This window comes from Pseudomonas sp. NBRC 111140 (assembly GCF_001320885.1).
Classification (GTDB): Bacteria; Pseudomonadota; Gammaproteobacteria; order Pseudomonadales; family Pseudomonadaceae; genus Aquipseudomonas; species Aquipseudomonas putida_P.
Window position 1 is genome coordinate 25,282 of record NZ_BCBQ01000026.1, and the last position, 26,202, is coordinate 51,483.

Annotated in this window: 21 protein-coding genes; 10 read left to right on the forward strand and 11 right to left on the reverse strand. The window is 62.8% G+C overall.

The genetic code is table 11. From position 1 onward, the window contains the following. Window position 1: 1 nt before the first annotated feature. Both APH42_RS11015 and cobA read left to right on the forward strand, forming a co-directional pair. Window positions 2-1,672, forward strand: a complete 1,671-nt coding sequence (locus tag APH42_RS11015) for a bifunctional protein-serine/threonine kinase/phosphatase (RefSeq protein ID WP_060493284.1) — start codon at window positions 2-4, stop codon at window positions 1,670-1,672. Between the two features lie 26 nt (window positions 1,673-1,698). Beyond that, on the forward strand, window positions 1,699-2,439 hold the full coding sequence (gene cobA / locus APH42_RS11020; RefSeq protein ID WP_060493285.1) for a uroporphyrinogen-III C-methyltransferase: 741 nt from the start codon (window positions 1,699-1,701) through the stop codon (window positions 2,437-2,439). Window positions 2,440-2,535: 96 nt separating this feature from the next. On the opposite strand, the gene APH42_RS11025 is transcribed toward cobA, so the two are convergent. From APH42_RS11025 to ppsA, 8 genes are all read right to left on the reverse strand, one after another. Continuing rightward, window positions 2,536-3,570 (reverse strand): OmpA family protein, encoded by a 1,035-nt coding sequence (locus APH42_RS11025; protein ID WP_012271270.1) that lies wholly within the window; start codon window positions 3,568-3,570, stop codon window positions 2,536-2,538. 111 nt (window positions 3,571-3,681) lie between these two features. Next, complete coding sequence (sigX, locus tag APH42_RS11030) at window positions 3,682-4,248, reverse strand: RNA polymerase sigma factor SigX (protein WP_003248665.1); 567 nt, start codon at window positions 4,246-4,248, stop codon at window positions 3,682-3,684. Between the two features lie 114 nt (window positions 4,249-4,362). Continuing rightward, a complete protein-coding gene (locus tag APH42_RS11035; protein WP_004376138.1) occupies window positions 4,363-5,187 on the reverse strand; it encodes a mechanosensitive ion channel domain-containing protein in 825 nt (274 codons plus the stop codon). Window positions 5,188-5,189: 2 nt separating this feature from the next. Then, window positions 5,190-5,462, reverse strand: coding sequence for a hypothetical protein (locus APH42_RS11040; RefSeq protein WP_012271268.1), 273 nt, complete (start codon window positions 5,460-5,462; stop codon window positions 5,190-5,192). 87 nt (window positions 5,463-5,549) lie between these two features. After that, a complete protein-coding gene (locus tag APH42_RS11045) occupies window positions 5,550-6,545 on the reverse strand; it encodes a zinc transporter ZntB (RefSeq protein WP_012271267.1) in 996 nt (331 codons plus the stop codon). A gap of 27 nt (window positions 6,546-6,572) precedes the next feature. Further along, window positions 6,573-7,064 (reverse strand): ribonuclease E activity regulator RraA, encoded by a 492-nt coding sequence (gene rraA, locus APH42_RS11050; protein ID WP_060493286.1) that lies wholly within the window; start codon window positions 7,062-7,064, stop codon window positions 6,573-6,575. 157 nt (window positions 7,065-7,221) lie between these two features. Next, entirely contained in the window at window positions 7,222-8,214 is a 993-nt protein-coding gene (locus tag APH42_RS11055; protein ID WP_223296400.1) for an alpha/beta fold hydrolase, read from the reverse strand. Between the two features lie 102 nt (window positions 8,215-8,316). Then, a complete protein-coding gene (ppsA, locus tag APH42_RS11060) occupies window positions 8,317-10,692 on the reverse strand; it encodes a phosphoenolpyruvate synthase (protein WP_012271264.1) in 2,376 nt (791 codons plus the stop codon). 191 nt (window positions 10,693-10,883) lie between these two features. On the opposite strand from ppsA, the gene APH42_RS11065 reads away from it, so the two are divergent. Further along, window positions 10,884-11,702, forward strand: a complete 819-nt coding sequence (locus APH42_RS11065; protein ID WP_012271263.1) for a pyruvate, water dikinase regulatory protein — start codon at window positions 10,884-10,886, stop codon at window positions 11,700-11,702. Window positions 11,703-11,805: 103 nt separating this feature from the next. Here the strand turns inward: APH42_RS11065 and APH42_RS11070 are convergent, their stop codons facing one another. Then, on the reverse strand, window positions 11,806-16,671 hold the full coding sequence (locus tag APH42_RS11070) for an NAD-glutamate dehydrogenase (RefSeq protein WP_012271262.1): 4,866 nt from the start codon (window positions 16,669-16,671) through the stop codon (window positions 11,806-11,808). 273 nt (window positions 16,672-16,944) lie between these two features. Here APH42_RS11070 and APH42_RS11075 point away from each other — a divergent pair, with 273 nt between their 5' ends. After that, on the forward strand, window positions 16,945-17,298 hold the full coding sequence (locus tag APH42_RS11075; RefSeq protein ID WP_060493287.1) for a hypothetical protein: 354 nt from the start codon (window positions 16,945-16,947) through the stop codon (window positions 17,296-17,298). 8 nt (window positions 17,299-17,306) lie between these two features. Here the strand turns inward: APH42_RS11075 and APH42_RS11080 are convergent, their stop codons facing one another. After that, window positions 17,307-18,212, reverse strand: a complete 906-nt coding sequence (locus APH42_RS11080) for a LysR family transcriptional regulator (protein ID WP_041166660.1) — start codon at window positions 18,210-18,212, stop codon at window positions 17,307-17,309. A gap of 123 nt (window positions 18,213-18,335) precedes the next feature. Between APH42_RS11080 and lysA the strand changes: the two genes are divergently transcribed. The 4 genes from lysA to APH42_RS11100 all read left to right on the forward strand — a co-directional run bounded on the left by lysA (window position 18,336) and on the right by APH42_RS11100 (window position 23,714). Continuing rightward, a complete protein-coding gene (gene lysA, locus APH42_RS11085) occupies window positions 18,336-19,568 on the forward strand; it encodes a diaminopimelate decarboxylase (protein WP_060493288.1) in 1,233 nt (410 codons plus the stop codon). 108 nt (window positions 19,569-19,676) lie between these two features. After that, window positions 19,677-20,177: a sigma-70 family RNA polymerase sigma factor gene (locus APH42_RS11090; protein ID WP_060493289.1), complete on the forward strand. Its 501-nt coding sequence runs from the start codon at window positions 19,677-19,679 to the stop codon at window positions 20,175-20,177. A 4-nt stretch (window positions 20,178-20,181) separates the two neighbouring features. Next, window positions 20,182-21,117, forward strand: coding sequence for a FecR domain-containing protein (locus tag APH42_RS11095; RefSeq protein WP_012271257.1), 936 nt, complete (start codon window positions 20,182-20,184; stop codon window positions 21,115-21,117). 110 nt (window positions 21,118-21,227) lie between these two features. Then, entirely contained in the window at window positions 21,228-23,714 is a 2,487-nt protein-coding gene (locus tag APH42_RS11100) for a TonB-dependent receptor (protein WP_060493290.1), read from the forward strand. On the opposite strand, the gene APH42_RS11105 is transcribed toward APH42_RS11100, so the two are convergent. Then, window positions 23,711-24,640, reverse strand: a complete 930-nt coding sequence (locus APH42_RS11105; RefSeq protein ID WP_171577270.1) for a LysR substrate-binding domain-containing protein — start codon at window positions 24,638-24,640, stop codon at window positions 23,711-23,713. The two genes, APH42_RS11100 and APH42_RS11105, sit on opposite strands and share 4 nt — an antisense overlap. 259 nt (window positions 24,641-24,899) lie before the next feature. Between APH42_RS11105 and APH42_RS11110 the strand changes: the two genes are divergently transcribed. Both APH42_RS11110 and APH42_RS11115 read left to right on the forward strand, forming a co-directional pair. Next, entirely contained in the window at window positions 24,900-25,343 is a 444-nt protein-coding gene (locus tag APH42_RS11110) for an acetyltransferase (RefSeq protein WP_060493291.1), read from the forward strand. 100 nt (window positions 25,344-25,443) lie between these two features. After that, the gene (locus APH42_RS11115; protein ID WP_012271253.1) at window positions 25,444-26,181 is read left to right on the forward strand and encodes a GntR family transcriptional regulator; all 738 of its coding nucleotides are present in this window, start codon (window positions 25,444-25,446) and stop codon (window positions 26,179-26,181) included. Window positions 26,182-26,202: the final 21 nt, after the last annotated feature.

Sequence of the window (26,202 nt, forward strand, 5' to 3'; positions counted from 1 at the left end):
GATGAGCCTGCAATTGAGCTTTGCCCAAGCCAGCGCCACTGGGCCTCGCGCGGAAAACCAGGACGCCCTGCGCCTGGTTACCCCGGCGCCAGAGCTGGCCGCCAGCAAAGGCTACCTGTTCGCCCTGGCCGATGGCGTCAGCCAATGCGCCGACGGCGGCCTGGCAGCGCGAGCCAGCCTGCAGGCGCTGGCCCTGGATTACTACGCCACTCCGGCCACCTGGAGCGTCGCCCAGGCCCTCGACCGCCTGTTGCTGGCGCAAAACCGCTGGTTGCGTGCCCAGGGCAGCGGCCAGCCGTTGCTGACCACCCTTAGCGCGCTGGTGTTGCGCGGCCGGCGCTTTACCCTGGCCCACGTTGGCGACTGCCGGGTGTACCGCTGGCACGATGGGAACCTGCAGTGCCTTAGCGAAGACCATGTATGGGACCAGCCGGGCATGCAGCACGTACTCAAACGCGCGCTGGGCCTGGACCAGCACCTGCTGGTGGATTACCTGGAAGGCGAGCTGCAGCCGGGCGAGTGCTTTCTGCTGCTCAGCGACGGGGTCTGGGCCAGCCTGGGCGAGCAACACATCCAGGCCGTGCTGCGCGAGCAGCCTGATCTGCAACTGGCCGCCGACACCCTGGTTGCCAGCGCGCACCTCAACGGCAGCCAGGACAACGCCAGCGCCTTGCTGGTGCACGTCGAGCAACTGGGCCCAGCCAACCTGGGCGATACCCTGGCACAGCTGCAAGAATGGCCAGTGCCCGGCCCGCTGCGTGAAGGCCAGGTGATCGACGGCTGGCAGGTTGAAAAACTGCATGCACACAGCCGCCAGTCCCTGCTGTACCAAGTGCGCGATAGCCAGAACCAACCGTGGTTGCTCAAAACCCTGCCCGCTGCGCGCGAACAGGAACCGGGGGCAGCGCAAGGCCTGTTGCTGGAGGAGTGGTTCCTGCGCCGCATCGCTGGCCGGCACTTCCCCGAGCTGCACGCCGCCAGCCAGCGCCAGCACCTGTATTACGTGATGCGCGAATACCCCGGCCAAAGCCTGTCGGCACTGCTGGCCGCACACGGCCCGCTGCCTTTGGCGCAATGGCTGGAGGTCGCTCGGCAACTGCTACAGGCAGTTGGCGTGCTGCACCGGCGCAACTTGCTGCACCGCGACATCAAGCCCGACAACCTGCACCTGGGCCGCGATGGTCAACTGCGCCTGCTGGACTTCGGCCTGGCCTATTGCCCGGGCCTGTCCGAAGACCCGCGGCACGAGCTGCCCGGCACGCCCTCGTACATTGCCCCGGAAGCGTTCGATGGCCTGCCACCCAGCCCGCGCCAGGACTTGTATGCAGTGGGCGTGACGCTGTACCACCTGCTGACCGGCCACTACCCGTACGGCGAGATAGAAGCCTTTCAACGCCCGCGCTTCGGCCAGCCGGTCAACGCCTCGCGCTATCGCCCCGACCTGCCGGAATGGTTGCAGCACAACCTGCAGCAGGCCCTGGCGGTCGACCCTGCCCAGCGCTTCGAAACCGCCGAGCACTGGTTGCTGCTGCTCGAACGCGGCGACCGTCAGGAACTGCCCAGCCGACCACGCCCACTGCTTGAGCGCGAGCCGGTGAAAGTGTGGCGCACGCTGGCCCTGCTGTCGTTGCTGATCAATCTGATACTGCTGCTTACCCTGCTCAAGGGCTGACGCAACTTGCCGATGAGGACACCTCGATGAATGCAAAAATATGGTTGGTGGGTGCCGGCCCTGGTGACCCCGAACTGCTCACCCTCAAGGCTGTGCGAGCTTTGCAGCAAGCCGCCGTGGTCCTGATCGACGACCTGGTCAACCCGGCGGTGCTGGCGCACTGCCCGCAAGCACGGGTGATTGCCGTGGGCAAGCGCGGCGGCTGCCGCTCTACACCGCAGGCGTTCATCCAGCGCCTGATGCTGCGCCATGCGCGACAGGGCCGCTGCGTGGTGAGGCTCAAGGGCGGCGACCCCTGCATCTTTGGCCGTGGCGGTGAAGAGGCGCTGTGGTTACGCGGGCATGGCATCGAGGTAGAGCTGGTCAACGGCATTACCGCCGGCCTGGCCGGCGCAACGCAGTGCGGGATCTCCCTGACTTCGCGCGGTGTCAGCCGGGGCGTCACGCTGGTGACCGCGCATACCCAGGATGACAGCGCACTGAACTGGGCGGCATTGGCCCAGGGCGGCACGACGCTGGTGGTGTACATGGGGGTAGCGCGGCTGGAGCAGGTGCGCCAGGGCTTGCTGGATGGTGGCATGGCGCCAGGGATGCCGGTGGCGATGATCGAGAATGCTTCATTGCCGCAACAGCGAGCGCACAGGAGTGACGTGCGGAGAATGGTCGAGGATGCGCACGGGTTTGGCTTGCGCAGCCCGGCAGTGCTGGTGATTGGAGAGGTGGTTGGGGAGCAGCAGATTCTGCGACTGGACGCAATCGCGGGCTGAATGCCTGTCCCTACAGGAGCAGCCTTTGAGCCCGGATAAAACCCAGGCAAAGAAAAACCCGGCCGAGGCCGGGTTTTTCATGAAACATCAGGCCAATTACTTGGACTGAGCTTCTACCTGAGCTTCAACGCGACGGTTGATAGCACGGCCTTCTTCGGTGGCGTTGTCAGCAACCGGACGGGTTTCGCCGTAGCCAACCGAGTCAACACGGCTGGATTCTACGCCGTACTGCTGGGTCAGGACTTGCTTGACAGCGTTGGCACGACGCTCGGACAGCTTCTGGTTGTAAGCGTCTGGACCCACGGAGTCAGTGTGACCTTCAACCACGGTGGTGGTTTGTGGGTACTGCTTCATGAAGTCAGCCAGGTTTTTGATGTCGCCGTAGCTGTTTGGCTTGACGACCGACTTGTCGAAGTCGAACTTGACGTCCAGCTCAACACGAACGACTTCGGCAACAGCCGGGCAGCCGTCGGCGTCAACGGTAACGTTGGCCGGGGTGTCTGGGCACTTGTCGACGTTGTCGCAAACGCCGTCGTTGTCGGAGTCGGAGCAAACTTCAGCAACTGGAGCTGGAGCGGCTTCGGCTTGCTTCGGGCTACCGCCGAAGTTCAGGCCAACACCAACGCTTGGGGCCCACTCGGTGTCGCCCTGGTCGATGTTGTACTGAGCTTCTACGCCGGCACGGGCGTAGAACATGTCGGTGATGTACCACTTGGCGCCAGCGCCAACGTTGGCGAAGGTGGAGTGGTCACGACCGCCACGGCCGGTCTGGCCCAGCGACTGGTGCGAGAAACCAGCGGAAACGTACGGACGGATAGCGTCGTACGGGTTGTTGAAGTGGTAAACGGCGTCCAGGGCGGTGTTCGAGCCCTTGATGTTCTTGCCGTCTTCGCCACGAGCGTTGTGCACTTCGTCGTAGCCCAGACGCAGTTCAACGTCGTCGGTCAGGAAGTAACCGATCGAGCCGCCGAACAGGTTGCCGTCGTTCTTGAAGTCGCGCTGGCTGTCGAAGAATTCTTTCTTGTAGAAAACTTCGGTCTCGACGGCGCCTTGACCTTGTGCCATAGCGCCAATCGAGGTGGCGGCTACGAGCGAACCAATGGCCAAGCCCAAGGTGTTTTTCAATTTCATCCGTTAAATCCCCATCTGGTGATAGTTAAGCAGTCCCACCACAAACAAGGGGGACAACTCGACGGCAAGTCTAGCAGAACTCGCCGATCCGTTAGAGATATTTGCACGCCACTAAGTTTCATCGAGGCCAGCAAATTTCTCACGAAGCTTGTCTAGCGCGCGCTTGTAACGCATTTTCGTCGCGCTAAGACCCATGTGCATGATGTCGGCAATTTCCTGAAATTCCAATTCTGCGACAAAACGTAGCACCAGAATTTCCCGGTCAATCGGGTTCACATGCACCAACCACTTGTCCAGCCCGCCTTTTTCTTCCGGCTTCGGGGCCTTGTCTTCAGACGCCTCTTCAACAGGGTCCAGGCTCAAGGCATCCATTAACCGACGTTTACGGCGCTCCTTGCGGTACTGGGTAATGCACTCGTTGTAGGTGATGCTGTAGAGCCAGGTCTTGAACTTGGATTTACCCTCGAAGTTCTTCAGCCCATACAGCACTTTGAGCATCACCTCCTGACAGACATCGTCCGCGTCCCGGTCGTTCCCCAGATAACGCGCACAGACGTTGAACAGGGTCCGCTGGTAGCGCCGCATGAGCTCCTCATAGGCGCGGGTAACGTGGTACAGCTCCTCATGCGAACGCGCCACCAACTCTTCGTCGGTGAGCTCGCGGGGGTCATAACGCATGGGCGGCGAATGAACTTTATTCAAAACGAATCTGGCCGACAGTCAGGTCAATGTCGCCGCGCCGACCCCGTGGGTCGAATTTCGCGGCGGCATACATTAACAGCTTTTGTGCGGTTAGCGGCTATTGACACGCTGTTCAAGCAGCTCGCGGTTAGACAGTGACACCAGTTCGCCATCATCGGTCAGCAGCGTCGTCTTCACCGTACCGATCTCCTCGATATGCCCTTCGACCTCTCCAATCCGCACTTGCTGGCCTACCTGGTACAGCTCGCGCACATAAATACCGGCCAGGATCTGCCCGGCGATTTCGCGGCTGCCGAGGCCCATGGCCAGCGCAACGGCCAGACCAACGGTAATCAGCCCAATAACGATGACGTGGTTCAGCAGGTCGGTTTTCACCTCCAGCTGGCTGATGGCTACCGAGATGCTGATAATGATCACCAGGCCCTGGGTAATACGCCCAAGCCCCGCCGAGTACTCTAGGCCGATACCTTCGGCGGCGCCACGAACCAGACCGTTGGCAACCTGTGCCAGCAGCACGCCAGCCAGCAGCACCAGGGCGGCGCCGAATACCTTGGGCAGGTACAGGGCGAGCATGTCGAGGGTGGCCGAAACCCGTTCCAGGCCCAGCGACTCAGCGGCCGAGACAAGGAAGATGAGCAGCACGAACCAGTAGACGATCTTGCCGATCAAGGTCGAGATCGGCACTTGGATGCCAACCCGACCAAGCATCTTGGTGAGGCCAGTGCCGGCCATCAGGCGGTCCAGGCCAAACTTGGCCAGCAGCTTGGACAGCAGCGTGTCGAGCAGCTTGGCCACCACGAAACCGAGCAGCACCACGACCAGCGCGCCGAACAGGTTAGGGATGAAGTTCGCCACCTTGGTCCAAAGGGCGGTCATCGCGGTGACCAGGCTCTGGGTCCAGAGATCGAGTTCCATATTCAATCGGCCTTATCTGCTTTGCTGCCAGTGGCAGCGTTGCGGGAAGAGTGTCGACGCACCGGCGCGACATGCGCCGAGCCATTGTTCACGGCAATCAGCAGCGCCTGGCACCAGCGGCCAAGCAGGCTGAACAGATCGCCCGCGCCAACTTGGCGGTTGGCGGTTTTCAGCACGCGACCCAGGCAAGCGGCATCGTCCCGGTCATCCCGGTCATTGCCGGAGGGTGACGCTTTGAGCAGGTCGCGCAGGGATTCTTCAAACGGATCGTGCATAGGCACCTCGCGCAGTATCAGCAAGAGACGAGGTAGCCCGGCAATGGGTCACACATCCGATTGGGACGAATGTTTCAAAATGCACGCCTAGACCCATCGCAACCGCCGGAATAGCCACCACTGCCCCACCGCCAGCCCTAGCACAACGATGCAGGCGAACAAAAAACCCAAAGGATTATCCGCCCCGGGTATGCCGCCGACATTGATGCCCAGCAGCCCGGTGATGAAGCTCATGGGCAGGAAGATGCAGGTGATGATGCCGAAGCGGTACATGGTGCGGTTCATTCGCTCGCTACGCCGGCGGTCTTCGCTTTCCAGCACCAGCGCGGCACGCTCGCGGGTCAGTTCCAGCTCTTCGAGGTAGCGGATCAGGCTGTTGTTCAGCTCGTTCCAGTAATCGGCATCGGCATCGGCGAACCAGCTCCATTTGCTGCGCGACAACTGGGCGTAGATCTCCCTTTGTGGGGCGAGGAAGCGGCGCAAGCCGGCGGCACGGCGGCGAATTTGCTGCAGGCTGCCTTGCTCTGGAGTATACCGTTCGTCGGATTCGACCTTTTCTTCCTCCAGGTCGACCAGCTCGGACAGGTCACTGACCAGGCCCTGGACCTTTTCGGTCAGCAGTTCACCCATCAACAGCAACAGCTCAGAGGCGGATTTCGGCCCCCTGCCCTGCTCCAGCAGCTGCAGAATTTCGTCGCTGGCACGCAACGGCCGCAGGCGCAGCGAGATGACCCGCTGAGCCTCGGCGAAGATACGTACCGAAACCATGTCTTCGGGCTCTGCGCCGGGGTTCAGGTTGACCCCGCGCAGGAACAGCAACAGCTGTTCGTCCGCCATGGGCAGCAGGCGTGGCCGGGTGTTTTCTTCCAACAGCAGGTCGCAGGCAAACTCGCTCAGGCCGCTGTCATGCAACAGCCAGGTGCGGGTTTGCGGATGGCTGCGGTCCCAGTGCAGCCACAGGCTCTGCTCCGGCTGCAGCTGCAGGTCGTCCAGTTCGGTACGGGCAATCGAGCGCGCGCCGCCTCTGCCATCGAGCACCAGGGCATGCACCAGCCCCCACTGCGCGTTGTCTTCCTCGAACATCAAAGCTCCATCAGCGCGTGCGGCGCATCACTCCGGCATTTCCAGCGGGCTTGGCGATACCAGAACACCATTGTTGTCGGCATATACGTATTCGCCCGGGCGGAATGTTACCCCGGCGAAGGTCACCACCACGTTGAGGTCGCCGATACCGCGCTTGTCGGTTTTCATTGGGTGGCTGGCCAGGGCCTGCACGCCGACATCGGTCTGGATCAACACGTCGACGTCACGCACGCAACCGTAGATCACCAGGCCTTCCCAACCATTCTTGGCGGCCTTTTCGGCCAGCATGTCGCCGAGCAGTGCACGGCGCAGCGAACCACCACCATCGACCACCAGCACCTTGCCCTTGCCGTCAAGTTCGACCTGATCCTTGACCAGCGAGTTGTCCTCGAAGCATTTGATGGTGACGATCTGGCCACCGAACGAATCGCGGCCGCCAAAATTGCTGAACATCGGCTCCAGCACTTGCACCAGGTCCGGGTAGGCGTCACACAAGTCGGGCGTTACGTAATGCTGCATGGGAAGCTCCTGTCAGTCACAACGAAAGCGGGTATCGGCCAAGGCTACACCGTGGAGGCTGTCGCAGTCATCCGGGACCGGGCAGTCATTTGTATTCATCCTGTACCGGCCTCTTCGCGGGCGCGTCCGCGAAAAGGCCGGTACAGGCAGAGCAGAGTCAGCTGGCGGGCACCGGCTCCACTGCCAAGGTGGACTCATGCACCGGCAACAGCGGGTCGCGCAACCAGCGTTCCACCAGCGGCCATACCTGCACCTGCGCGGCCTTGCTTACCAGCATGTCGACATGCCCGAAGGCATCGAAGCCTTCCTCACGCCCCAGCCGCAGGAACTGCTTGCGCTCACCACCCAACTGCTCGAACAGCTTGCGACAGGCCCATACCGGGTCCTGGAAGTCGCCCGCACCGGCCACCGCCAGCAACGGCACATCCACCTCTGCGAGCCCCGCCCACCAATCGTGCTTCTTGTCGCCAAAACGCCCGAACAGACCGTGCCAGCGCATGCTCTCCAGAGCCAGGCCTATGGGCTCGTCTTCCGGCCCACGCTTGAAGCGCGGCCCCGATATCTGCCCCCAGCGCTTGAGCAGCAGTTTCGCGCCCCAGGCCAGCGGTGGCACTTTCAGCGGCCAATAGACGCGGCTGATCTGTGTACCGAACAGTGCCACGCTGGCCACCTGCTCGGCAGCCAGGAAACCACCGCCCAAGGCGGCCGCCAGCGTGGTGCCGCCAAGAGAATGGCCCACCCAATGCGGTGCCTGGCCCGACTGTTCGCGCACGAATGCGTTGATCAGTGGCAGGTCTTCACGGGCATACGCAGCAACACTGTTGTGCTTCCAGGCCTGGTTACGCGGCGACAGGCCGTGGCCACGCATTTCCGGGATCCACACATCGAAACCGGCGCGCGCAAGGTAGGCGCCCAGACCAACCCCTTTGGGCGAATACCAGAAACGCCGATTGGAAAAACTGCCATGCAGGAGAATGACCGGCACGCCCTGAGCCTGGCCTTGGTCGGCTAGCCCCAGCCGGGTGACGGCCAGTTCGACGCTGGGGTCCGGGCCGTTGCCGGCCTTGATCCGGTACACGTCTTCGCTGAGGTCGCCGCGGCGCTCGGCACTGAGCAGGGCCACGGGGAAAAGAATGCTGCTGCTTTGCATAAGGTTGCTTGGTGCACAAAAAAGGGCGGGGTCCATTGCTGGAGCTCGCCCTGGAAAAAACCAGGCGGGAGGACGCCAGACGCCCCCCCGCGTTTTACCGCATCAGGCCGCGCCCTGGCCTTCGGCCAGGAAGAACCAGGTTTCGAGTACCGAGTCCGGGTTCAGCGACACGCTTTCAATGCCCTGCTCCATCAGCCACTTGGCCAGGTCCGGGTGGTCCGATGGGCCCTGACCGCAGATGCCGATGTACTTGCCGGCCTTGTTGCACGCGGCAATGGCGTTGGCCAGCAGCTTCTTGACCGCAGGGTTACGCTCGTCGAACAGGTGGGCAATGATGCCCGAGTCGCGGTCCAGGCCCAGGGTCAGCTGGGTCAGGTCGTTGGAGCCGATCGAGAAGCCGTCGAAGTATTCCAGGAACTCTTCGGCGAGGATGGCGTTGGACGGCAGCTCGCACATCATGATCACGCGCAGGCCGTTGTCGCCGCGGGCCAGGCCGTTCTCGGCGAGCAGGTCGACAACCTGGCTGGCTTCGCCCAAGGTGCGCACGAACGGCACCATGATTTCGACGTTGGTCAGGCCCATTTCGTTGCGCACACGCTTCAGCGCACGGCACTCGAGTTCGAAGCAGTCACGGAACGATTCGCTGATGTAGCGCGAAGCACCGCGGAAGCCCAGCATCGGGTTTTCTTCTTCCGGCTCGTACAGCTTGCCTCCGATCAGGTTGGCGTACTCGTTGGACTTGAAGTCCGACAGGCGCACGATGACCTTTTTCGGGTAGAAGGCCGCCGCCAGGGTGCTGATGCCCTCGACCAGCTTCTCGACGTAGAAGCCAACCGGGTCGTTGTAGCCGGCGATGCGCTTGTCGACGCTGTCTTTCAGGTCGGCAGGCAGGCCCGCATAGTTCAGCAGCGCCTTGGGGTGCACACCGATCATGCGGTTGATGATGAATTCCAGGCGCGCCAGGCCGACACCGGCGTTGGGCAGCTGGGCGAAGTCGAATGCGCGGTCCGGGTTGCCGACGTTCATCATGATCTTGAACGGCAGCTCGGGCATGGCATCGACCGAGTTCTGCTTGATGTCGAAGCCCAGCTCACCTTCGAAGATGAAGCCGGTGTCACCTTCGGCGCAGGATACCGTCACGCCCTGGCCGTCTTTGAGTACCTGGGTGGCGTTGCCGCAACCGACTACCGCCGGAATACCCAGCTCACGGGCGATGATCGCCGCGTGGCAGGTACGGCCACCGCGGTTGGTGACGATGGCGCTGGCGCGCTTCATCACCGGCTCCCAGTCCGGGTCGGTCATGTCGGAGACCAGCACGTCGCCCGGCTGGACCTTGTCCATTTCCGATACGTCGTTGATCACACGAACCTTGCCGGCGCCGATACGCTGACCAATGGCACGGCCTTCGACCAGCACGGTGCCTTTTTCTTTCAGCAGGTAGCGTTCCATGACGTTGGCGCTGGAGCGGCTCTTCACCGTTTCAGGGCGGGCCTGGACGATGTACAGCTTGCCGTCGTCACCGTCCTTGGCCCACTCGATGTCCATCGGGCGCTGGTAGTGCTGTTCGATGATCATGGCCTGCTTGGCCAGCTCGCTGACCTCGTCATCGCTCAGGCAGAAACGTGCGCGTTCGGCACGGTCGACTTCGACGGTCTTGACCGAACGGCCGGCCTTGGCTTCTTCGCCATAGACCATCTTGATCGCCTTGCTGCCCAGGTTGCGGCGCAGGATGGCCGGGCGGCCGGCCTGCAGGGTGTTCTTGTGTACGTAGAATTCGTCAGGGTTGACTGCACCCTGCACCACGGTTTCGCCCAGGCCATAGGCGCCGGTGATGAACACCACGTCGCGGAAGCCCGATTCGGTGTCGAGGGTGAACATGACGCCAGCGGTGCCGGTTTCGGAGCGGACCATGCGCTGCACGCCGGCAGACAGGGCGACCAGTTTGTGGTCGAAGCCCTGATGCACGCGGTAGGCGATGGCGCGGTCATTGAACAGCGAAGCGAACACTTCCTTGGCCGCGCGGATCACGTTATCGACGCCGCGGATGTTCAGGAAAGTTTCCTGCTGGCCGGCAAACGAGGCGTCCGGCAGGTCTTCGGCAGTGGCCGAGGAGCGCACGGCAACGGCCATGTTGTCGTTGCCGGCGGCCATTTCGGCGAAGGCCGTACGGATTTCCGAATCCAGGCGTGCCGGGAATTCGGCTTCCATGACCCACTGGCGAATCTGCGCGCCGGTTTTGGTCAGGGCATTGATGTCATCCACGTCCAGTGCGTCGAGCGCGGCGTGAATCCTGTCGTTCAGACCACTCTGTTCGAGAAAATCGCGGTACGCCTGCGCCGTAGTGGCAAAGCCGCCCGGCACCGATACACCAGCACCGGCAAGGTTGCTGATCATCTCGCCCAGGGATGCGTTCTTGCCCCCCACATGCTCCACATCATGGACGCCGAGCTTATCGAGGGAAACTACGTACTCTACCAAGGTGATCTCTCCACTAACTGTGTTGGAAAAGCTCAAAAGGCGCCCGCCTGTCTTCTGTGACTTGGCCGGGCGTTTGTGGCCTGTACCTGGAAAATAGGCTCTGCAAATGTGGCAGAATGTCGACAGCCGCATTCGGCAAACCGAATTTATCATATCCAAGAATCTTCATCAGCTTAAGGCCCAGATCGCAAATGAAACGAACCGCGTTCTTCATCTCCGACGGCACCGGTATCACTGCCGAAACCCTGGGCCAGAGTCTGCTCGCGCAATTCGAGAGCATTCCGTTCAACAAATTCACCCGTCCCTACATCGATTCGCCAGACAAAGCGCGGACCATGGTCCAACAAATCAACGCGGCGGCCGAGCGTGACGGGGTACGCCCGATCATCTTCGACACCATCGTCAACCAGGACATTCGCGAGATTCTGGCAACGTCGAATGGCTTCATGATCGACATCTTTTCTTCGTTTTTATCCCCACTTGAGCAAGAATTGACCGCCCATTCGTCGTATTCCGTGGGCAAATCGCACTCGATCGGCGGCAACTCAAACTACATGGAACGCATCGAGGCGGTGAATTTCGCCTTGGATAACGACGACGGTGCGCGCACCCACTACTACGACAAGGCCGACCTTATCCTGGTTGGCGTGTCGCGCTGCGGCAAAACCCCTACCTGCCTGTACATGGCCATGCAGTTCGGCATCCGCGCCGCCAACTACCCGCTGACCGAGGACGACATGGAACGCCTGCAGTTGCCGGCGGTGCTGAAAAAGCACCACAACAAGCTGTTCGGCCTGACCATCGACCCCGACCGCCTCACCGCCATCCGCCACGAGCGCAAGCCCAACAGCCGCTATTCCAGCTTTGCCCAGTGCGAATTCGAAGTGCGCGAGGTAGAGAGCCTGTTCCGCAGGGAGAACATTCCCAACATCAATTCCACGCATTTTTCGGTGGAAGAGATTTCGGCGAAGATCCTGGTCGAGAAAGGGGTGGAGCGCAGGTTCAAGTAAGCCTGCACCGGCCTCTTCGCGGGTTTACCCGCGAAAGGGCCAGCCCAGGAAAACAAGAAAGCCCCGGCATCACTGCCGGGGCTTTTTCATTTCAGCCTGGTGTTCAGGACGGCACCACCGCCGCCTGCCCGCTCATGGCCAGGTCGACCAGCTCGCGGTTGGCCACCGCGTACATCGCATAGTCGGTGCCAGTGGCATTGCGCAGGTCGTCGAGCATGGCGCGCCAGCGCTCCACCATCACCCGATGCTGCTCGGCCCACAGTGCCACACGGGCGTCCATGTCTTGCGGGGCATCGGCCATCTGCAGTACCGAGATGGTGATCGCCCGCTGCTGAAGGTCGATGTCGTCGCGGAACGCCTCGCGGGCCAGCGCCTGCCAGTTGTTTTCCACCGGCAGGTTGCTGATTTCCTGCAGGTACCAGGTCAGGTCCAGCGAGCTGCCCACGGCGAAGAACGCCTTGGCCACCTGCGCCGGATCATGGCCGGTGACGTCGGCCGCTTCGATGATCGGCAGCAGGGTATACAGGTGGCTGGTACCGGCCACCATGCGCGCCAGCAACTCCGGCACACCGGCCTCGACGAAGCCCTGATAGCGCACCATCCAGCGCTCGCGGGTCGGGCCTTCGAGCAGCTCGTCCAGCTTGAGCCCCAGTTGCGCGATCTTCGGCCCGAAGTGCGCGGTGTCGCGCCCGGCGTCCTGTTCGTTGCGGCGACTACGCAAGAACCAGCGCGTGGCACGACGCCCCAGGCGCATCAGCTCGTCCATCAGGGTGAGCTGGATTTCTGCCGGCACCTGGTAGTCCAGTGCCTCGATCTGGCGGAACCAGTGCGGCAGGTGGAAGATATCGCGCACGATCACATAGGCCCCTGCAACGTTGGCCGGGCTCATCCCGGTCGACTCCTTCAGGCGCTGGACGAAGGTGATGCCCATGTTGTTGACCAGGTCGTTGGCGATCTGGGTGCTGACGATTTCGCGCTTCAGGCGATGGCGGCGCATGGCCTCGGCGAACTTGCTGACCAACGACGGTGGGAAAGCGGTTTCCATGTCGCGGGTCAGGTAGTCGTCGTCCGGCACCAGCGACTTGAGCAGTTGCTCCTTGAGGTCGATCTTGCTGTACGAGATCAGCACCGACAGCTCGGCGCGGGTCAGGCCCTGGCCGGCGGCCAGGCGCTCGGCCAGCTGTTCTTCGGACGGCAGGAACTCGATGGCGCGGTCCAGCTTGCCACGCGATTCCAGGTCGGCCATCAGGCGCTTGTATTCGGCAATCCGCTCGCGGGCACGGCGGGCCGCCAGCGACAGCGCCTGGGTCTGCTTGTAGTTGTTGCCCAGCACCAGGCCGGCCACTTCATCGGTCATGCTACCCAGCAGCTGGTTGCGCTGCTTCTCGGTCATGTCGCCACCCTGCACCACTTCGTTGAGCAGGATCTTGATGTTGACCTCGTGGTCGGAGCAGTCCACGCCGCCGGCGTTGTCGATGAAGTCGGTATTGGTGGCGCCGCCGTTCAGGCCGAATTCGACCCGGCCAAGCTGGGTCATGCCCAGGTTGCCGCCCTCGCCCACCACCTTGCAGCGCAGTTCGTTGCCATTGACCCGCAGTGCATCGTTGGCCTTGTCGCCAACATCGGCGTGGCTTTCGCTGCTGGCCTTCACATAGGTACCGATACCGCCGTTCCACAGCAGGTCCACCGGCGCCTTCAGCAGCGCGTTCAGCAGCTCGGTCGGGGTCAGGCGGTCGGCTTCGATGGCGAAGCGCTCTTTCATCTGCGGGCTGATGGCGATGCTTTTGGCACTGCGCGGGAAGATCCCGCCGCCTTCGGACATGATGCTGGTGTCGTAATCGCTCCAGGCCGAACGCGGCAGGTCGAACAGGCGCTTGCGCTCAGCGAAGCTCGATGCCGGCTCAGGATTCGGGTCGATGAAGATATGCAGGTGGTTGAACGCCGCCACCAGCTGCAACTTGTCGGACATCAGCAGGCCGTTGCCGAACACATCGCCGGCCATGTCGCCCACGCCGATGACGGTGATCGGGTCTTCCTGCACGTTGATGCCGCGCTCGCGGAAGTGGCGCTGCACGCCCACCCAGGCGCCACGTGCGGTGATGCCCATCTTCTTGTGGTCGTAACCGGCCGAGCCGCCCGAGGCAAAGGCATCACCCAGCCAGAAGCCGTAGTCGATGGCGATGCCGTTGGCGATGTCGGAGAAGGTCGCGGTGCCCTTGTCGGCCGCCACCACCAGGTACGGGTCGTCATCGTCGTGACGCACCACGTTGGCCGGCGGCACCACGCCACCGTCCTTGAGGTTGTCGGTGATGTCGAGCAGGCCGGAAATGAAGATGCGGTAGCACGCCACGCCTTCGGCGGCGATCTCGTCACGGCCGCCGCCCAGCGGCAGACGACGCGGCAGGAAGCCGCCCTTGGCGCCAACCGGCACGATCACCGAGTTCTTCACCTGCTGGGCTTTGACCAGGCCCAGCACTTCGGTGCGGAAGTCCTCTTCGCGGTCGGACCAGCGCAGGCCCCCGCGGGCAACGTTGCCAAAGCGCAGGTGCACGCCCTCTACGCGCGGTGAATAGACGAAAATCTCGAACTTGGGCACCGGTTTGGGCAGTTCGGGGATCAGTTTGGGGTTGAACTTGAAGCTGAAGTACGACTTGTTCTGGCCGTTGGCATCCGGCTGGTAGAAGTTGGTGCGCAGGGTGGCCTTGATCAGGTCCAGGTAGCGCCGCAGGATGCGGTCTTCGTTGAGCACCTGGACATCGTCCAGCGCGGTCAGGATGGCCTGTTCCAGGCGCTGCTGCTTGTCGTCCAGGTCGTCCTGGGTGAGCTTGCGCGCCAGGTAGAAGCGGGTCTTGAACAACCGGGTCAGCTCGCGGGCGATGTCGGTGTGGTTGTTCAGGGTGCTGGCGATGTAACCCAGGTCGAAGCCCAGGCGGATCTGCTTCAGGTAACGGGCGTACGCGCGCAGCAGCGCCACGTCGCGCCACGGCAGGCCGGCAGTCAGCACCAGGCGGTTGAAGGCGTCGTTTTCGGCGTCACCGCGCACGATATGGATGAAGGCATCCTGCAGGGTGTCGTTGAGCTGCTGGATATCCAGGCTCAGGCCTTCGCTGTAGGTGAAGGCGAAGTCGTGGATCCAGTACTCGCGGCCATTGGCATGGCGCAGGCGGTAGGGGAACTCGCCAAGCACGCGCAGGCCAAGGTTTTCCAGGATCGGCAGCACATCGGACAGCGCCAGCGGGGTGTCGGCGTGGTACAGCTTGCAGTGCAGGATGCGCTCACCCACTTGGGTCAGCGGCTGGTAGAAGCTCATCGCCAGTGGCTTGCTTTCAGACAGGTTCAGCACATGCTGCAGGTCGACCACGGCCGAGTGCGCGGCGAAGCGCTCGCGGTAACCGGCCGGGAAGCCTTTGGGGAAGTCGGCGAGGATGTTGGTGCCCTGGGCTTCGCCGAAGTTCTCCACCACCAGCGCCGAGTAGTCGTCATGCCACGAGCGGCACGCCTGGACCACTTCACGCTCGAGCTGCTGCGGGTCGATGTCGATGCGGTTCTTTGGGTCGACCCGTAGAATCAGTTGCACACGGGCCAGTACCGATTCGGAGAAGAAGGTCCAGAACTCACAGTCGCTGGCCTTCAGGCGCTCCATCAGCACCTGCTGGATCTTCTGCCGCACTTCGGTGGAATAGATTTCCCTTGGTACGTAAGCCAGGCAGTAGCAGAAGCGGCCGTACGGGTCCTTGCGCAGGAACACGCGGATCTTGTTGCGCTCCTGGATCTGCACGATCGCCATGACCGTGCTGAACAGCTCATCGATTGGTGTCTGGAACAGGTCGTCGCGCGGCAGCACTTCCAGCACCTGCGCCAGTTCCTTGCCCAGGTGGGCCTTGGGATCGAAGCCCGAGCGGCGCTCAACTTCGGCCACCTTCACGCGGATGTACGGAATGGCATGCACGCTTTCGCCATACACCGACGAGGTGTACAGGCCCATGAAGCGGTGTTCCTTGACCACCTTGCCATCGGCATCCAGCTGGCGGATCGACACGTAGTCAGGGTAGGCCGGGCGGTGTACGCGGCTGGGCAGTGCAGCCTTGGCGAACGACAGCAGCAGCGGCTCGTTGAGGTAGGCCACGGCGTAGTCTTCGATGCGCAGCTCTTCTGTCGTCAGGCCCACACGCAGGCGGCGCGGCAGGCCAAGGAACGACTGCTCGTCGTACACCATCTGGCCGCCATCGGCGTCGCCCTTGACGGTGAACTCTTCATAGCCCAGGAAGGTGAAGTGGTTATCCAGCAGCCATTCGAGGAAGGCTTTGACTTCGCCCTTTTCGTGTTGCGCTGGGCCAAAGGCGGTCTGCTCCACCTGCGCCACCACTTCACGCAGCTTGGCCTTCATCGGTTCGAAGTCGGCCACTGCCACCCGTACTTCGGCCAGCACCTGCTCGATTTCTCGGGTCAGCACCGTCAGCTCGGCGGCGTTGGCGCAGCGGTCGATCTCCAGGTACATCAGCGACTCGTGGCGCACGCCCTCGCCCTGGGTGCCCTTGGGCAGCAGTTCAAGCAGCTCGCCCTTGGCACCACGGCGCACGCTGAGCACGGTGGTCTGCAGGGTGTGGATACTGTAGCCGCGGCGGTTGAGCTCGGTGCGCACCGAGTCGACCAGGAACGGCAGGTCGTGGTGCAGCACCTCGACCACGGTATGGGTCGATTGCCAGCCGTTGCGTTCGTAATCAGGGTTGTACACGCGCACTTGCGGGTACTCGGGGTCGAAACGCTCGATGATGCGCCAGGCTGACAGGGTGCAGCCGGCCAGGTCGGAAAGCCTGCGCTGGGTGAGTTCGTCCAGAGAGATGATGCCGAAGAACTGCTCGGCGAACAGCGTCACTTGTGGCAGGGACTGTTCGCTGATGTGCTGCGCCAGGGCCGCTTGCAGTTGATGCTGGAAGTCGGCTTTGCTGGCTGCGGTGAAGAACGCCATCTGTGGTACTCCGCTTGGGCTTTGTAATAGTTGAAGCGTCGCTGCGTGCGCCGTGTACGGATCAACGATAGCCAACCCGTGGCAAGGCGGACGGTAAAACCAGGCGTTGAACGTGCGCAGGCACGCCCAGGGCTCGCCGAAGCTTAACGACTGATCGGTCATCAACGCTTGCAGCGCTGCGACAATTTCGGTCAAGGGGCGGTAACTTTACGTTTATGCCTGTACGCAAGACTGTCAGAATTCCCTTCCGTTTCCTTTGATCCGAGCCTGCTCATGCAAATCAACACCGCGCTGCTGTTCGCCACCCCTTGCGATGACGAGGAAGACAACATGGCGACCCTGTGCTGCCACAGCGACAAGGGTCAGATGTTTCTGCTTACCCGCTACCCGGACGAAGACACCGTCGACCTGACCCTGGATGACGAGCCGTCGACTCTGGATGGGCTGAAAGTCACCCTGAGCGCCAAGCGCCTGCTGATCGAAGTGGCGGCCGGCGACCGGGATGCATTGAAGGGGGACGAGGTGCTGGAAATCAACCTGACCAGCGCACTGAGCGACATGGATGAAGTGAAGCAAACCCTGGAGAACATCCTGGCCGGGACCGGGACCTTCGTCTGCGAGCTCTGAGCCCGAACCTACCGCAACGCCGCCTGCATCGCCTGCGCCTGCTCCCGCAACGCCTCGCAAAACGGCTCCACCGCCGCCGAGGCCGGCCGGTGGTCCGGGCGTATCAGCATCACCTGGTACGGCACCGACACCCGTAACCTGCGGATCGGCAGCCCGCCCTGGGCCGCCTCCAGCCCGCTCAGCGGATTGATGATCGCCACCCCCAGGCCTTGCCTGACCATGGCGCACACCGACGCGGCGCTGGTGGTCTCGATGATGGTGCGGCGGTTAACCCCCGCTGCACGAAAGTGCTGGTCCAGGCGCTGGCGGTAGGTGTCCAGGCTGGCCAGGTTGATGAAATCGACCTCGTGAAAATCGCTCAGTTCCAGCTCGGCCTTGGCCTGTAACGGGTGATGCTCGGGTAACACGCACACCATGTTGGCGCTGAACAGCAATTCACCATAAGCGCCGCGCGGTATCTGCTCGACCTCGGTCAGGCCAAGGTCGTGCTGCTGGGCAACCAGCGACTCCTCCAGCAAGGGCGACTCCTGCGCCAGGATGCTCACGCTCACGCCCCGGTGCTGCTGGTGAAAGCGCTGACAGGCCTTGGGCAACAAGGTCTGTGAAAACAGCGGCAGGCAGGTGATGGCCAGCCGCCCCTGCTCGAAATTGCGGATGGCTTGGGCAAAGCGATCGATGCGCTCCAGCCCGACATAGGCACGCTCGACCTCTTCGATCAACAGCAATGCCTGGGCCGTTGCCACCAAGCGCCCACCTTCGCGCTCGAACAGATTCAGCCCGGTCACCTGCTCCAGGCGCGCCAGCTCGCGACTGACAGTGGGCTGCGAGGTGAACAGCAGCCGCGCCGCGCCGGTGACACTGCCTGCGGCCATGATGGCGCGGAACACTTCGATATGGCGGACGGACAGTTTCACGGCAGCACTCGGTGGGTCGACAATGGGCATATCAAATATGAATGGCCATCAGAAAAATAGCTATTTTTCTGAATTCCTGCTTTGCCTCATGCTCGTGGCCTTTCTTATAGGAGTAGCGCCACCATGACCGCACCCTTCACCCTCCTGGCCGAAGCCGTCCGCCAGCACGGCTCGCCGCTGTGGGCGTACGACACCGGTACCATCGCCGAACGTGTCGAGCAGTTGAAGGTGTTCGACACCGTGCGCTTCGCCCAGAAAGCCAACCCCAACCTGCATGTGCTGCGCCTGATGCGCGCCCATGGCCTGGTGCTGGACGCCGTGTCGCTGGGCGAAATGGAACGGGCCTTCGCCGCAGGTGCCAGCGTGGGCGGTGACCCTGCCGGCGTGGTGCTGACCTGTGACGCACTGGACCGCCCCACCCTGGAACGCGTGGTGGCCTCGAAAATCGAAGTCAACGCCGGCTCCATCGACATGCTGCGCCAACTCGGGGAACGCTCGCCCGGCCACCGCGTCTGGATCCGTATCAACCCAGGCTTCGGCCATGGCCACAGCCGCAAGACCAACACCGGCGGTGAAAACAGCAAGCATGGCATCTGGCACGAAGAGCTGGACGAGGCGCTGGCGTGCATCAAGGCGCACGGCCTGCACCTGGTGGGCGTGCACATGCACATTGGCTCGGGAGTGGACTACCAGCACCTGGAGCAGGTGGCTCGCTCGATGATCGAGCTGATCGGCCGCCTGGGCGTGGCCATCGAAGCCTTCTCCATTGGTGGCGGGCTGTCCACCCCGTACCGCAAAACCGACAAGCCAGTCGACCTGCAACGCTATGCCCAGACCTGGGCAGTGGCGCGCAAGGAAATCGAAGCGATGCTCGGCCACCCGGTGCGCATGGAAATCGAGCCGGGGCGCTTCCTGGTGGCCGAGTCGGGCTACCTCGTGGCCGAAGTGCGTGCCGTCAAGCAAGTGGGCCGCAATACCTTCGTCATGATCGACGCCGGCTTCAACGACCTGATGCGCCCGGCGATGTACGGCGCCTACCACGGCATGACCCTGCTCGATGCCAACGGCCAGCCGGTGGACCGTCCACGGCAACCGACCGTGGTGGCCGGGCCGCTGTGCGAGTCGGGTGACGTGTTCACCCAGGATGACCAGGAACTGACCCCGCAGGAGCTGCCCCAGGCACAGGTGGGCGACCTGCTGGTGATCCACGACGCCGGTGCCTATGGCGCGTCGATGTCGTCGAACTACAACAGCCGGCCGCTGCTGCCGGAGTTTCTGATCGAGGACGGGGCACTGCGCATGATCCGTCGGCGCCAGACTGTGCAGGACCTCCTGGACTTGGAAGCGGGCTTTTAACCGCCGCATCATTGGGGGCCGCCCTGCGGCCCCAAATGCCCCCTTGCAATCGCCCTGGCTCATCGCGACAATGCGATCAATTCCTATTCATATTGCGAATTTGACGCCATGTCGACGCTCGATCATCAGGCCCTGCATCAGCTCTACAGCGAAAACAACGGCTGGCTGAAGGGCTGGCTACGCGCCCGCCTGGGCAACGCCGCCGATGCCTCCGACCTGGCGCACGATACCTTTTTGCGGGTGATGACCGCGCGCAATCAATTGCCGATCCGCGAGCCGCGCAGCTACCTCAGCGCCATCGCCCGTGCGCTGCTGATCGACAAGGTCCGCCGCCGCACCATCGAACAAGCCTATCTGCAGGCCCTGGCCTTGCGCCCGGAACCGGTGGAGGTTTCGCCAGAGGTGCGCTTGTCCATCATCGAAATGCTGGTAACCGTGGACAGCCTGCTCGACGAACTCGGCGCCAAGACCCGCGCCATCTTCCTGGCGGTGCAACTGGAAGGCCTGACCTACGGTGCTGCGGCCGAGCGCTTCGGCGTGTCGGTGACCACCGTGAAGAATCACCTGATCAAGGCCATGACCCGCTGCCTGCTGGCAGTCGAAGGCTGAGCCGATGGATCTCAAGACACTCGAAGCCGCTGCCACCTGGTATGTACAGCTCAACGACGGCGCCAACAGCGAGGCCCGCACCCAGGCCTGGCGGCAGTGGTTGCAGGCCAGCCCACAACACGCTGCCGCCTGGGCGCGAGTAGAAAAGCTGCAGCAACAGTGGGCCATGCTGCCACCACAGGCGGCGCTGTCCAGCCTCGGCGCGGCACAGGCGCAGCGGCGCGAAGTGCTGAAGGTGCTGAGCCTGTTGCTGGCGATGGGCGCAGGTGGCTGGCTGGCCGCCGAGCAGGTGCCCTATCGCTCCCTGCTGGCCCAACAACGTACCGGCAGCCGCGAACGAAGCACCCTGCAATTGGTGGACGGCTCGCAGTTGGAGCTGAACGTGGGCACCGCGCTGGACGTGCGCTATGACGCGAAAGTGCGGGCGATTCAGCTGTATCAAGGGGAAATTCTGGTCCGCCCGGTCAGCGACCTTCAGCAGCGCCCATTCATCGTGCACACCGATGACGGCAGCGTGCTTGCCCGCAGTACCGAGTTCAGCATCCGCAAACTTGCGCGCCAGACCCGCGTGGGCGTGCTTCAGGGCAGCGTCGAGGTACGTCCACAGCGCCACCTTGATCGGCTGCTGCAACTGCAAGCGGGCCAACAAGTGAGTTTTGACCAGGATGACTTCGCCACCGCCCAGGCTCTGCCCGCCGATTCCACGGCCTGGCTGCAGGGCATGCTGAGCGTTAACGACTGGCGCCTGGGCGACTTCATCGAAGAACTGGGGCGCTATCGGCCAGGCGTGCTGCGCTGCGCCTCCGCAATCCGGGCCATGAGTATCTCCGGAGCCTTTCGCATCGATGATACCGATATCGCTTTGGCCAACCTGCCGAAAACCCTCCCTGTGAGGGTTCACTACCTCAGCCGCTATTGGGTGAGCGTGGAGCCTGCCTGAGCAGGCGCTGAAAAACCTACGCGCGAACCTTGCTGATTTCGATTCTCGTCCGTCCCTGACACAAGCCGCGACGACAGCGACTTTCTGCCATGACTCGGAAGGATCACGCAATGCCTCATCTGTACCCCACCCCTGCAACCAAACTGACCCAGGCCGTGCGCCTGGTGCTGTTCGGCATGTCCCTTGCCAGCGCGCCGTGCCTGCTGCTGATGCCTGCCCAGGCCATGGCTCAAAGCCAGACCGCCTACCATGTCCCCGCTGGCCCTTTGGGCAATGCCATCACCCAGTTTGGCGTGCAGGCGGGTGTGACCATTTCGTTCGACACCGAGCAGACCCGCAACCTGAGCAGCGCAGGCCTGGAAGGCAGCTACAGCGTCGAGGAAGGGCTGGTGCGGTTACTGAGCAATAGCGGCTTGCAGGCGCAGCGCCAGGGCAATGGCGGTTATGTGCTGGTGCCGGCAGACTACGGCACGGCCATGGAGCTGGGGCCGCTGAACATCGACTCCAATCGGCTGGATGCGACCAGCGAGGGCACCCAGTCATACACCGCCCGCGCAGTGACCATCGGCAAGGGCGTCCATACGCTGAAAGAAACCCCGCAGGCGGTCACCGTGATGACCCGCAAGATGCTTGACGACCAGAACCTGAACACCCTCGAACAGGTACTGGACAAGACCCCTGGCATCACCGTGTACGACTCGCCCATGGGCGGCAAATACTTCTACTCCCGTGGTTTCAACCTGGACGGCCAGTACCAGTACGACGGCGTGCCGCTGGACGTGGGCGGCAACTACGTGCAGGCCAACAGCTTTTCCAGCGACATGGCGTTCTACGACCGCGTCGAAATCCTCAAAGGCGCGGCCGGGATGATGAAGGGCTCCGGCTCCTCCGCTGGTGGTGTCAACTTCGTGCGCAAGCGCGGCCAGGACAAGGCCACGACCACTGTCACCCTGTCCGCCGGCAGCTGGGACAACTATCGCGGCCAAGTCGACGTAGGCGGCCCGCTGAACGAGTCGGGCAGCGTGCGGGGCCGCGCGGTGGCAGCCCTGCAGGACCGCCAGTATTTCTATGACACGGCCAAGCGCCAGGACCAGATACTGTATGGCGCCATCGACTGGGACGTCAGCGCCGACACCACCCTGGGCTTCGGCCTGGCCTATGAGGACGTCGATGCCACACCGTGCGATGCCGGCGTGCCACGCTACGCCGATGGCAGTGACCTGAAGCTGTCGCGTTCCACCTGCCTGGGGGCCAGTTGGAACGACCTGCAAAGCCAGCGTATTACCGGCTTTGCCGACTTCAAGCACCGCTTCAACGATGACTGGACACTGAACTTCGCCTCGGTCTACACCCACAACGACCAGGACATCGAATACGCCTACTCCGAAGGCACGGTGCCGGTCGGCGCCAACACTGCCAGCATGGCCGTCCGCGCCGGTCGTTTCGACTACGACCAGGACGACTACGGCTTCGATAGCTATATTGATGGCAAGTTCGAGGCGTTCGGCCTGCAGCACGAGCTGATCATCGGCGCCAACGCCAGCCGGCAGAAAACCCATGATTACTTCGCGCTGATTCTACTGGACGGCAAGCAGAACCCGTTCAACCCCTCCCCGAACTTCCCTCGCCCGTCCAAGGACGATTACCTGGTCAACCCGACCCGTGGTGGCAGCGTACCAACCGATTCCACCACCACCCAATACGGCACCTACGCCAACCTGCGCTTGAAGCTGGCAGAGCCGCTTACCCTGGTACTGGGCGCGCGGGTCAGCTGGTACCGCAACAAGAGCGACTCCTACACCGAGTTCTACGATTACTGGGTGAACAACCGCAGTGAGGAAAACGGCCAGGTCACGCCGTTCGCCGCCGTGCTTTACGACCTGAACGACCAGTGGACCGCCTACGCCAGCTACGCCGACATCTTCCAGCCGCAGAGCGACAAGGTGAACGCCGAGCGGCAGCCACTTCAGCCCAAGACCGGAGCCAACTACGAGATTGGCATCAAGGGCGAGCTGCTTGGCGGTGCGCTGAATACCTCGTTCAACCTGTTCCGCACCGTCGAGAACCACCGCGCGGAAAGCGACTACATCGAGACCTGCCCGTCAGGCGACGGGTATTGCTACACCGACAGCGGCAAGGTGCGCGCGCAGGGTTTCGAAGCCGAGATCAGCGGCTCGCCGATCGAGCGCCTGCAACTGTTGGCGGGCTACACCTACACCCAGACCAAATACCTGAAGACCATCGAAGACAGCGACCCCACCGAGCTGACGTTCACCTCCAGCTTCATTCCACGGCACATGTTCAAAGTGTGGGGTGACTACCAGCTGGGCGGTGCCCTGGAACGCTGGACCCTCGGTGCCGGTCTGAACAGCCAGAGCGAGAACTTCCGCACCACCCGCAACACCCGCGTCGAGCAGGCGGGCTACACCGTGTGGAACGGCCGCGTGCAGTATCGCCTGGACCAGAACTGGACCGTCGCCCTCAACGGCAACAACCTGTTCGACAAGAAGTACTACGCCACCATCGGTGCGCCGGGCTGGGGTAACTTCTATGGTGAGCCGCGTAACTTCATGGTGACCTTGCAGGGGGCGTTCTAAACCTGGCCACCGTCCAACGAGCGCACGCCGCCCATGTAGTGCTCCAGGCGGCTGCGCAGCCAGCGCTCGGCGGGGTCGCTGTCGGTAGTGCTCAACCAGACCATCGCCAGCTCCAGCGCCGTGGTTTCGAACGGCAACTGCTCAGCCTGCAGGTTGCCCCAACGCTCCATGCCCTGTGCGGCATAGTCCGGGCAACAGGCCAGCAGGTCGGTGCCAGCCAGAATCGCCGGCAGCGAACTGAACTGCGGCACCGACAACACCACCTTGCGTTCGCGGCCAATCTCTTTAAGCCAATCGTCTACCACACCCTGGGTGTTGGCGGTGGGCGAAACCTGAACGTGCGGGCGGGCGCAGAACTCATCCAGTGTCAGTGGCGTGGCCGACTTGTCGGCGCGCACTACCCTGCCCTGCATCGTGCGCAGTACCTTGCGCTTGGCATTGGCAGGCAGCCCCTTGGTCTGGCTGATGCCGACCGTTACATCGCCCGCTGCCAGCAAGTCGGGGATGCGCCAGTAATCCACATGCTGCACGACCACCACCACATTCGGCGCCTCGACCCGCAACGCCCGCAACAGCGGCGGCAACAGCCCGGACTCGACGTCATCGGACAAACCGATGCGGAAGGTCATCTTGCTGGTCAAGGGGTCGAAATCGTGGGTCAGGCTGAGGGCGACGGACATCGCATCCAGGGCCGGGGTGAGGTACTTGATCACCTCTTCGGCCCTGGCCGAGGGCTCCATGCGGTTACCCACACGGACCAGCAACGGGTCGTTGAACATCGCACGCAACCTGGCCAGCGCGGCGCTGACCGTGGGTTGGGCGACGAACAGCTTTTCCGCGGCACGGGTGAGGTTGCGCTCCTGCATCAGGGCTTCGAACACCACCATCAGGTTGATATCGGCTTTGCGCAGTTCGTTGCGGTTCATTGGCGCCCCCGGCCCGTTCGTGTTGTGCGGGTTCAATTCCAGCATCGACAAGCAGCCTAGTCGAGTCAAAACCTGCAGCGCACCGCCATTGCCCCACACTGCGCAATCCGGGTAATCTTCCGCACTCTTCCCTTCCGGCCTCCCCTGCCGTGCACCGCCCAGGCGTTAACTCGCGAAGCGGTCATTCATGATGCCGACCCCCGCATGGCCGCCACCTGTTGGCGCGCCCATCCGCCATCAATTCACTCAGGATGACCGCATGATCATTCGCCAAGGCATCGCTGCAGACTACCCGCAGTTGCTCGACATCTGGCTGCGCGCCGTACGCGCGACGCACCACTTTCTACAACCCTGCGACATCGACGCGCTGTTGCCACAGCTGCGTGACCTGTATTTTCCGGCCGTCGAGCTGTGGGTTGCAGTAGACACCGATGACCAGCCACTGGGCTTCATCGGCTTCAATGAAAACCACGTGGAAATGCTCTTCGTCGACCCCGCGCGCCACGGCCAGGGCATTGGCCGCGCACTGCTGGATTTCGGCCGCCAGTCGCGCAGCACGATGAGTGTCGATGTCAACGAGCAGAACCCGCAGGCAACAGGGTTTTACCAGCACTATGGCTTTGTCCAGACCGGCCGCTCGCCGCTGGACGGTGAAGGCCGCCCGTTCCCTTTGCTGCACATGAGCTTGCCCGCCGATCCATGACCGACACTGGGCGACCAACCTGCAGAGGGCCGGTGAAGCGTTCGAAATTCTGTCGCTGATACACTATCAAGCGATGAAGTTTGCGAGACCGAGCAAAGGTATGAACCCGACGCGCTATTCCACCGTGGCAAAGGACTTGATGGAAGGCATTGCCAGTGGCCGCTACCCGGTAGGCAGCCTGCTGCCGACCGAGTTCGAGCTGTGCGACCTTTACGAGGTGAGCCGCCATACGGTGCGCGCAGCGATCGACCAGTTGCTCAACCAGGGGCTGGTGTCGCGGCGCAAGCGCGTGGGCACCCGGGTCGAGGCCAGCAGCCCGCGCGGCGGCTATTCGCAATCGCTGGCCAGCGTGGCCGACCTTGCACACCTGGCCGAAACCCAGCAGCGGGAAATCCAGAACGTGCGCCACTTCGTCGCCGACCTGAGCGAGGCCACGCGGCTGGGGTTGGTGCCGGGGGAGCATTACTTCTGCGTGTCGAGCATTCGCGTCGACCGCCTGCACAATGCCGCACCGCTGTGCTGGACCGATGTGTATGCACAGCGCGACCATGCCGAGGTTATCGAGCTGGCGCGCGAACACCCCGACCAGCTGATTGCCGGGCTGATCGAGCAGCACTATGGCCGGTCGATCGCCGTGGTCGACCAGCAGGTGCGGGCGGTGTTGCTGACCGCTGAAATGGCCCGGGTGCTAAGGGCCGAGGCGGGTTCGCCTGGGCTGAAGATCACCCGCCATTACCGCGAGGAAAACGGTGACCTGATGGCGGTTTCCGAGACCGTGCACCCGGATGACCGCTTTACCCTGGTCACCCAGATGCGTCGCGACCGTTCGCCATCCTGATCGCGCAATCGGGGCTGCTGC